6 protein-coding genes are annotated in these 6921 nt (G+C 68.4%); 4 read left to right on the forward strand and 2 right to left on the reverse strand.

Features of this window, described 5'->3' with window-relative positions; genetic code table 11:
• The first annotated feature begins 142 nt into the window (after positions 1-142).
• The 3 genes from P6F26_RS18360 (at position 143) to P6F26_RS18370 (ending at position 2865) form a co-directional block, all read left to right on the forward strand.
• Positions 143-1153, forward strand: a complete 1011-nt coding sequence (locus P6F26_RS18360) for a LacI family DNA-binding transcriptional regulator (RefSeq protein WP_278030158.1) — start codon at positions 143-145, stop codon at positions 1151-1153.
• A 131-nt stretch (positions 1154-1284) separates the two neighbouring features.
• Positions 1285-1908, forward strand: a complete 624-nt coding sequence (locus P6F26_RS18365) for a Crp/Fnr family transcriptional regulator (protein ID WP_278030159.1) — start codon at positions 1285-1287, stop codon at positions 1906-1908.
• Between the two features lie 132 nt (positions 1909-2040).
• Positions 2041-2865 carry a DUF6782 family putative metallopeptidase gene (locus P6F26_RS18370; RefSeq protein WP_278030160.1) on the forward strand — a complete coding sequence of 275 codons (825 nt, stop codon included), beginning with the start codon at positions 2041-2043 and terminating at the stop codon, positions 2863-2865.
• A 17-nt stretch (positions 2866-2882) separates the two neighbouring features.
• On the opposite strand, the gene hydA is transcribed toward P6F26_RS18370, so the two are convergent.
• Together hydA and P6F26_RS18380 are read right to left on the reverse strand one after the other, a co-directional pair.
• Positions 2883-4292, reverse strand: a complete 1410-nt coding sequence (gene hydA, locus P6F26_RS18375; RefSeq protein WP_278030161.1) for a dihydropyrimidinase — start codon at positions 4290-4292, stop codon at positions 2883-2885.
• A complete protein-coding gene (locus P6F26_RS18380; protein ID WP_278030162.1) occupies positions 4289-5542 on the reverse strand; it encodes a cysteine desulfurase-like protein in 1254 nt (417 codons plus the stop codon). Before P6F26_RS18380 ends, hydA begins: the two co-directional genes overlap by 4 nt.
• 307 nt (positions 5543-5849) lie before the next feature.
• Here P6F26_RS18380 and P6F26_RS18385 point away from each other — a divergent pair, with 307 nt between their 5' ends.
• Complete coding sequence (locus P6F26_RS18385) at positions 5850-6872, forward strand: amino acid ABC transporter substrate-binding protein (protein WP_278030163.1); 1023 nt, start codon at positions 5850-5852, stop codon at positions 6870-6872.
• Positions 6873-6921: the final 49 nt, after the last annotated feature.

Here is a 6921-nt window from a genome sequence, read left to right on the forward strand (position 1 = left end):
GCGAGTCAACCCGATTCTGAGGCATTATGAGCTCTCCCCCTCACCCCAACGTCCGGCTTCCGGCCGAAAACCGGCAAATAAATATTGGGTTGACGGCCCCTTTCCCTTGGGGATACCTCAAAATACCTCAATCGGAGATGACATGCCCCCGACCCTCAGGGATGTAGCGCGGGAGGCCGGGGTCTCGGCGGCGACCGTGGACCGCGTGCTGCATGACCGCCCCGGCGTTTCGGCGCGGATGCGGGCGCGCGTGCTGGGCGCGGCGCGGCAACTCGGCTACCTCGTGCAGGATGTCGCGGACACGACAAGGCCGGTTCGCCTTGTGGCGCTTTTGCCGGCGGGCACCAACGCCTTCATCGAGGATCTCGCCCTGCGCCTGTCGCGCGAGGCCGCGGGGATGGCGGGTGTGGGGTTAAGGATCGAGCGTCCCGATCCCCTCGACGGCGCGGGGCTGGCCGAACGCCTTTTGGCACAGAAGGGCAGGGCCGAGGGCGTCGCGGTCGTCGCCGTGAACCATCCTGCCGTGCGCGAGGCGCTGCGCGCGCTCGATGAGGCCGGCGTGCGGGTGGTGACGCTCGCCTCCGACGTGCCGGGCGTTCCGCGCACGGGCTATGTCGGCATCGACAACGGGCAGGCCGGACGGCTTGCGGGACTTCTGATCGGGCGGTTCCTGGGGCCCGGCGCTGCGGGCAAGGTCGCCCTCTTCGCCGGAACGCTCGCCTATCGCGGCCACCAGGAGCGCGAGATGGGCTTTCGACAGGTGCTCGCCGAAGAGTTCCCGCGGCTGGAGATCCTCGAGCTTCGCGAAAGCCGGGAGGATCGCGATCGCGCCGCCGCCGAGGCGCGCGGCCTGTTTGCGCAGCATCCCGACCTGCGGGCGATCTACAATGCCGGCGGCGCGACAATGGGCGTCGCGGAGGCCCTCAAGGCCGAGGGCCGCGCGCGTGACGTCGTGCTCGTGGCGCATGACGCGACCGCCGAGAAGACGGCGCTCCTGCTCGACGGGACGCTCGACGCCGTGATCGACCAGGACGCGGGGGCCGAGGCGCGCGAGGCGCTTGAACGCCTTTCGGCCGCGGTCAGGGGCGAGGCGCGCGCGCCAATCCCCCTGCGTCTTCAGCTCATCCTGCGCGAGAACCTGCCCGCCGCCTGACCTGCCGCGCGGCCCCCGCCCGGTTCACGACCATCGCGTGACTTGTCGCGATCGGGGCTGTAGCACTGGGGGTCCCTGCGCGGCGCGCGGCGGACACTTCGGACGGGACAGCCTCAACAGGACGCGGCCGCATGTTTTGGATAGAACTCTTGGGCTGGGCCGCAGCGGGCCTGACACTCTGCGCATATTCGATGCGCACGATGCTGCCGCTGCGCATGGTCGCCATCGGCGCGAACATCCTGTTCATCGCCTATGGCAGCCTCGCAGGCATCTATCCCAACCTCGTGCTGCATCTGCTGCTCCTGCCATTCAACGTCTGGCGCCTCGTCGAGATCCAGCGGATGACGAAGCGTGTCCGCCGGGCGAGGAACGGCGAATTCGATCCCGCGTGGATCCCGCAGCTGCTTCCTGCAAGGGCCTTCGCCGACGGCGCGACGCTGTTTCGGAAGGGCGATGTCCCCGACAGCCTGTTCTACCTCGTCTCTGGGCGCGTGCGGCTGACCGAGATCGACGTCACGCTGGACAGCGGAGAGCTGTTCGGCGAGATCGCGTTCTTCTCGGACGCCAAGGAGCGCACGCTGACCGCGGTCTGCGACGGGCGCTGCGAGATCGTCTCGATCGACGAGCGGTCCTTCATGCGGCTCTATTACCAGAATCCCGCCTTCGGGATGTATATCGTGCGCCTGATCTCGCGCCGGCTTCTGGAAGGGATGTCCCGCAACCCCGGCGCCTACGCCCCGACCGAGGCGCGCTGACGCGCGGAACCCCTCCCGCCGGGCCGGGGTTTCGCCAAGCGAAGGGCGGCGCCGCGGCGGGGCTTGAGCGCGTGCGGCGGCTGGGCGAGGATCAGGGCCGCTCCGTTAGGGCCTGAGCGAGGGGGGCGTATCATGAGCGATATTGCGAGGCTTGGTCTGCGGGGCCTGACCCTGGCGCTCGCAGCCGCGATGTCGCTTGCCGGGGCGTCGCCCGCGGTGACCGGGCCCGAACCCGCCGTCGCGGTCGAGCGGATGGACTGCCTCGCGCCGCCCTATGCCGAGGCTGCCACCCGCCGCGAGCGCGAGATCGCGTCGCTGGTCGGCTGGCTGAGGTCTGCGCTGGTCCCTTATGACAGCCTCTTGCGGCTGCTGGACGGCGACGCGCCCGAGGTCTGCATCGCCGGGAACGTCTTCGGCGTGCAGGGCTACTATGACGTCGAGGCGCACCGCGTCGTCCTGAAGGACGCGCTGGCCCCCGCGCTGATGCGGGCGGTGGCGGTCCACGAGTTGCGCCATGTGCAGCAGGCCGCGATCGGGGTCTGTCCGGGGCCGGAGCTGTCGATGGAGGCCACGGCCCATGCCACGCTCGCGATGGAGGCCGACGCAAGCGCGGTCAGCCTCGCGATCGCGTGGCAGCTGCGCGGCGCGGGGCAGGGCGAGGTCTGGGCGGCCCTGGCGGGCTGGGACAGCCATGCAACACTTGCCGACGCCTTCGAGGCCGAGATGTCCCGCAGCGGCGACCTGGCCGGCGCGACCGCCGCCGCGTTCTCGGCGTGGTTCGACCACGAATGGCTCAGGGATGCCTACTACCTCGCGGCCTGCAGCGCCTATCTCGACCGGCAGGACCGGACCCATGCCCTGCCGCGTTACGGCTCCATCGCGCCCGGCTACCTGGACAGCCTGTGCCGCCTGCCTGATGGCGAAAGCTACCCTTGCGCGGTTCCCGCCGACGGCTAGGCGGCCCGCCGCCGCGGTCAGACCAGTGGCTGGCCGTGCAGCGCCCGTTTCTGGTAGATCCCCGAGCCCTTCTTCGCGATCAGCTCTCCGTCATTCACCGCGGTCCGGCCGCGCAGGATCGTCCGCACCGGCCACCCCTGCACCTGCAGTCCCTCGTAGGGCGTGTAGTCGGCCCCGTGGTGCAGGATTTCCTGCCGGATGACCTCGGTCCGCTCGGGGTCCCAGAGCACGATATCGGCGTCCGATCCCACCGCGATCGTGCCTTTCCGGGGATAGAGCCCGTAAAGCTTCGCGTGGTTGGTCGACGTGAGCGCGACGAAGCGGTTGAGGTCGATGCGTCCCTTCGAGACGCCTTCGGAGAACAGGATCGGAAGGCTTGTCTCGACGCCCGGTATCCCGTTCGGCACCCAACGGAAACTCTTCAGTCCCTCGGGCCGTTTCTTGCCCTGATGATCCTCGAACCGGTAGGGGCAATGGTCGGAAGAGAAGACGTCGAAATCCCCCTCGCGCAGCCCCTCCCAGCAGGCGGCCTGGCTGTCGGTGTCGCGCGGCGGCGGCGAGCAGACGTATTTCGCCCCGTCGAAGCCTTCCAGGTCGAGGTCGTCCTTCGTCAGAACGAGGTATTGCGGGCAGGTCTCGCCGAACACCTTGCTGCCGCGCCTGCGGCCTGCGCGGATCTCCTCGATCGCGTCGCGGTTTGAGACGTGGACGATGACGATGGGCACGTCGATCACCTCGGCCAGCGCGATGGCGCGGTGCGTGGCCTCGCGTTCGGCGGGGATCGGGCGGGTGGTCGCGTGGAACTTCGGCGCGGTGTCCCCGCGATCCGCCGCGGCGTCGCGCAGATGCTCGATCATGTCGTCGTTCTCGGCATGAACCATGCACAGCGCCCCCGAGGCCTTGGCGGCCTCCAGCGTCTGCAGGATCTCGCGGTCGGACAGCTTCATGCCCTCGTAGGTCATGAAGACCTTGACCGAGGTGTATCCGTCCTCGACCAGCGCCGGCAGCTCCTGTCCAAGGACCTGTGGCGTGGGATCGGTCAGGATCAGGTGGAAGCTGACGTCGGTGTAGCAGTTGCCCTCCGCCAGCCCGTGATACCAGCGCACCGCGTCCCCGAGGCTCTGGCCCTTCGCCTGAAGGCAGAACGGCAGAAGCGTCGTGTGCCCGCCGAAAAGCGCGGAGCGCGTGGCGCTTTCGAAGTCGTCGGCCATGACCACGCCGGGCTCGCCCGGTTGCGAGATGTGGACGTGGCTGTCGATGCCGCCGGGAAGGACCAGGAGCCCGGCCGCGTCGATGACCTCGGCGGCGGGGGGCAGGCCGGTTCCGATCATGGCGATCCGGCCGTCGCGGATGCCGATGTCGGCGCGGTAGGTGTCGCTCGCCGTCACGACCGTTCCACCGGCGATGATGGTGTCGAGCGTGGTCATGACGCGGCCTCGGTCTCGGTCTCGCGGATCTCCTCGAGGCGCGCGATCAGCCGGTCGAACTCCTCCTCGGTGTTGTAGTGGACCGCCGAGACGCGGATCACGCCGTCACAGTCCTGCAGCCCGAGGCTTTCGATCAGGCGCCTCGAGTAGAAATCGCCGTAGCGGATGCCGATGCCCGTCGGGTCCACGGCTTCGACCACCTGCCGCGACGAGACGCCCTCGACCGTGAAGGAGATCGTGGGCACGCGCAGGGATTTGTCCGCCGAAGGGTCGCCGACGATGGTGACGTCGGGCCGTGCGGACAGGTAGTCGAGCAGCTTGCGCGAAAGCATCTCTTCATGCTCGGCGATCAGCCGGAAGGCCGCTTCCACCGCCTCGCGCCCCCGCGCGTTGATGCCGTGGGCCTGCGCCAGCGCCTCGAGGTAGTCCACGACGCCGATGCACGAATAGGCCAGCTCGTAGCTTGCGTTGCCCGGCTCCATCTTCTGGGGAACCTTGTCGCGCGCGAAGAAGGCGTGGTTGATGTTGCCCGCCGCCAGCAGGTGGTCGTGGCGTCCGTAGAGCGCGGCGAAATGCGCGCCGTATGTCTTGTAGACGGAAAAGCCGTAGAAGTCCGCGCCGAGCGCCTGCACGTCGATCGCGCGATGAGGGGCGTAGGCGACGCCGTCGACGCACAGGAGCGCACCGGAGGAATGGACCAGATCGGCGATCGTGGCGATCGGCATGATCGAACCGAAGATGTTGGAGGCGTGGGTGACGGCCACCAGCCGCGTCCGGTCGGACAGAAGGTCCTGCAGGTCGTCGAGGTCGGGCATGTGCGCGCCGCCTGCGGGCAGGGTCCATTCGCGGATGACGATGCCCTGCGCCTCCAGCTTGCGCCAAGGGCCGATGTTGGCCTCGTGGTCGAAGTTCGTGACGATCACCTCGTCGCCGGGCGTCCATGTCTGGACGAGCGCGCGGGCGAGCTGGTCGAAAAGCTGGGTGCTGGTCGCGCCCATGACGATCTCCTCGGGGCGCGCCGCGTTCACCAGCGTGGCGAGCGCCTGCCGCCCGGCATGGACCATCCCGCCCGCCCGGGCCGAGGCCGCGTAGCTCGCGCCGAGCTGCACGTTGGACGATAACAGGTATTCCGTCAGCCGGTCCGCGACCTGCCGCGCCACCTGCGATCCGCCCGCATTGTCGAGAAAGACCTGCTCCTGTCCGAGCGCGGGAAAGTTTCCCCTGACGAAATTCATGTCCAACAGAGCCATGCCCGGCTTCACCCCCTCGTGTCGGGTCCCGCGAAATGGCGGAACGATGTCCAAAGCCTTACGCATGTCGAATGGAGAGGCATAGGGATGCCCAATCGAATCCCCCGTCGCGACGCCGCGATCGGCCAAAGGTTGCCTGCATATTGGGCGAATGTGCAAAAAAACGTCGCCGAATTGCCCTTTAAGCCGAGATGCCCCTCCCAAGGCGCCCGCGCCATTGGCCCCGCGGGAAATGTCGCACGACCGTTGCGGCAGCCGACGAACCGGTCGGTCTTCGTGATCAAACCAAATAACAGGGGGATCTCCATTGAGACTGCTTTCAATTACCTGCTGCGCGCTGGCGCTCGGAGCCGCGGCTCCGGCGGTGGCGCAGGACACGCTCGAGACCGTTCGGGAACGCGGCGTCCTGAACTGCCAGGTCGGCCTTCCGACGCCGGGCTTCTACGCGCTTGCCGACGACGGCACATGGTCGGGCATGGACGTCGACCTCTGCCGCGCGGTCTCGGCCGCGATCTTCGGCGACCCGGACATGGTCGAATACCAGTCCGTGACGTCCGCCGTGCGCTTCACCGCGCTGCAGAACGGCGAAAGCGACATGCTTTCGCGCACGACGACGTGGACCGCGGTGCGCGACACGCAGCTCGGCCTCGATTTCACCACGGTGAACTTCTACGACGGGCAGGGCTTCCTCGTGCCCGCCGACAGCGGCATCACCTCGGCGCTCGAGCTTGACGGCGCCACGATCTGCGTCCTCACGGGCACCACCACCGAGCTCAACCTCGCCGACTACTTCCGCGCCAACGGCATGTCCTTCACGCCGGTGACGAACGAGAACGTGAACGTGCTGGTCGAGACCTATCTCGGCGGCGGCTGCGACGCCTACACGAACGACAAGTCGGGCCTCGCGGCGCGGCGCTCGGCCTTCCCCGACCCCTCGGCGCACGTCCTGCTGCCCGAGACGGTCTCCAAGGAGCCGCTCGGCCCCGTGGTGCGCGAGGGTGACGACGCCTGGGGCGATCTCGTGACGTGGACGGTCTTCGGCATCATCAACGCCGAGGAACTGGGCGTCACCTCCGAGAACGTCACCGAGATGGCCGCCAACCCGCCCAGCCCGAACGTGGCCCGCCTGCTGGGCGCCGAGGGCAACATCGGCGAGGAGCTCGGCCTCGACAACGACTTCATGGTCGATGTCATCGCCTCGGTCGGCAACTACGGCGAGATCTACGAAAGCCATGTCGGCGTGAACACTCCGATCGGCATCCCGCGCGAGGGCACTCTGAACGCGCTTTGGACCGAAGGCGGCGTCATCTACGCACCGCCGTTCCGTTAAGCGCAGGGCAAGAACCGGCGCGCCCCTCCCGCAGGTGGGGCGCGCCGGG

Origin of the sequence: Roseicyclus salinarum, from assembly GCF_029624655.1 — a bacterium.
Lineage (GTDB): Bacteria > Pseudomonadota > Alphaproteobacteria > Rhodobacterales > Rhodobacteraceae > Roseibacterium > Roseibacterium salinarum.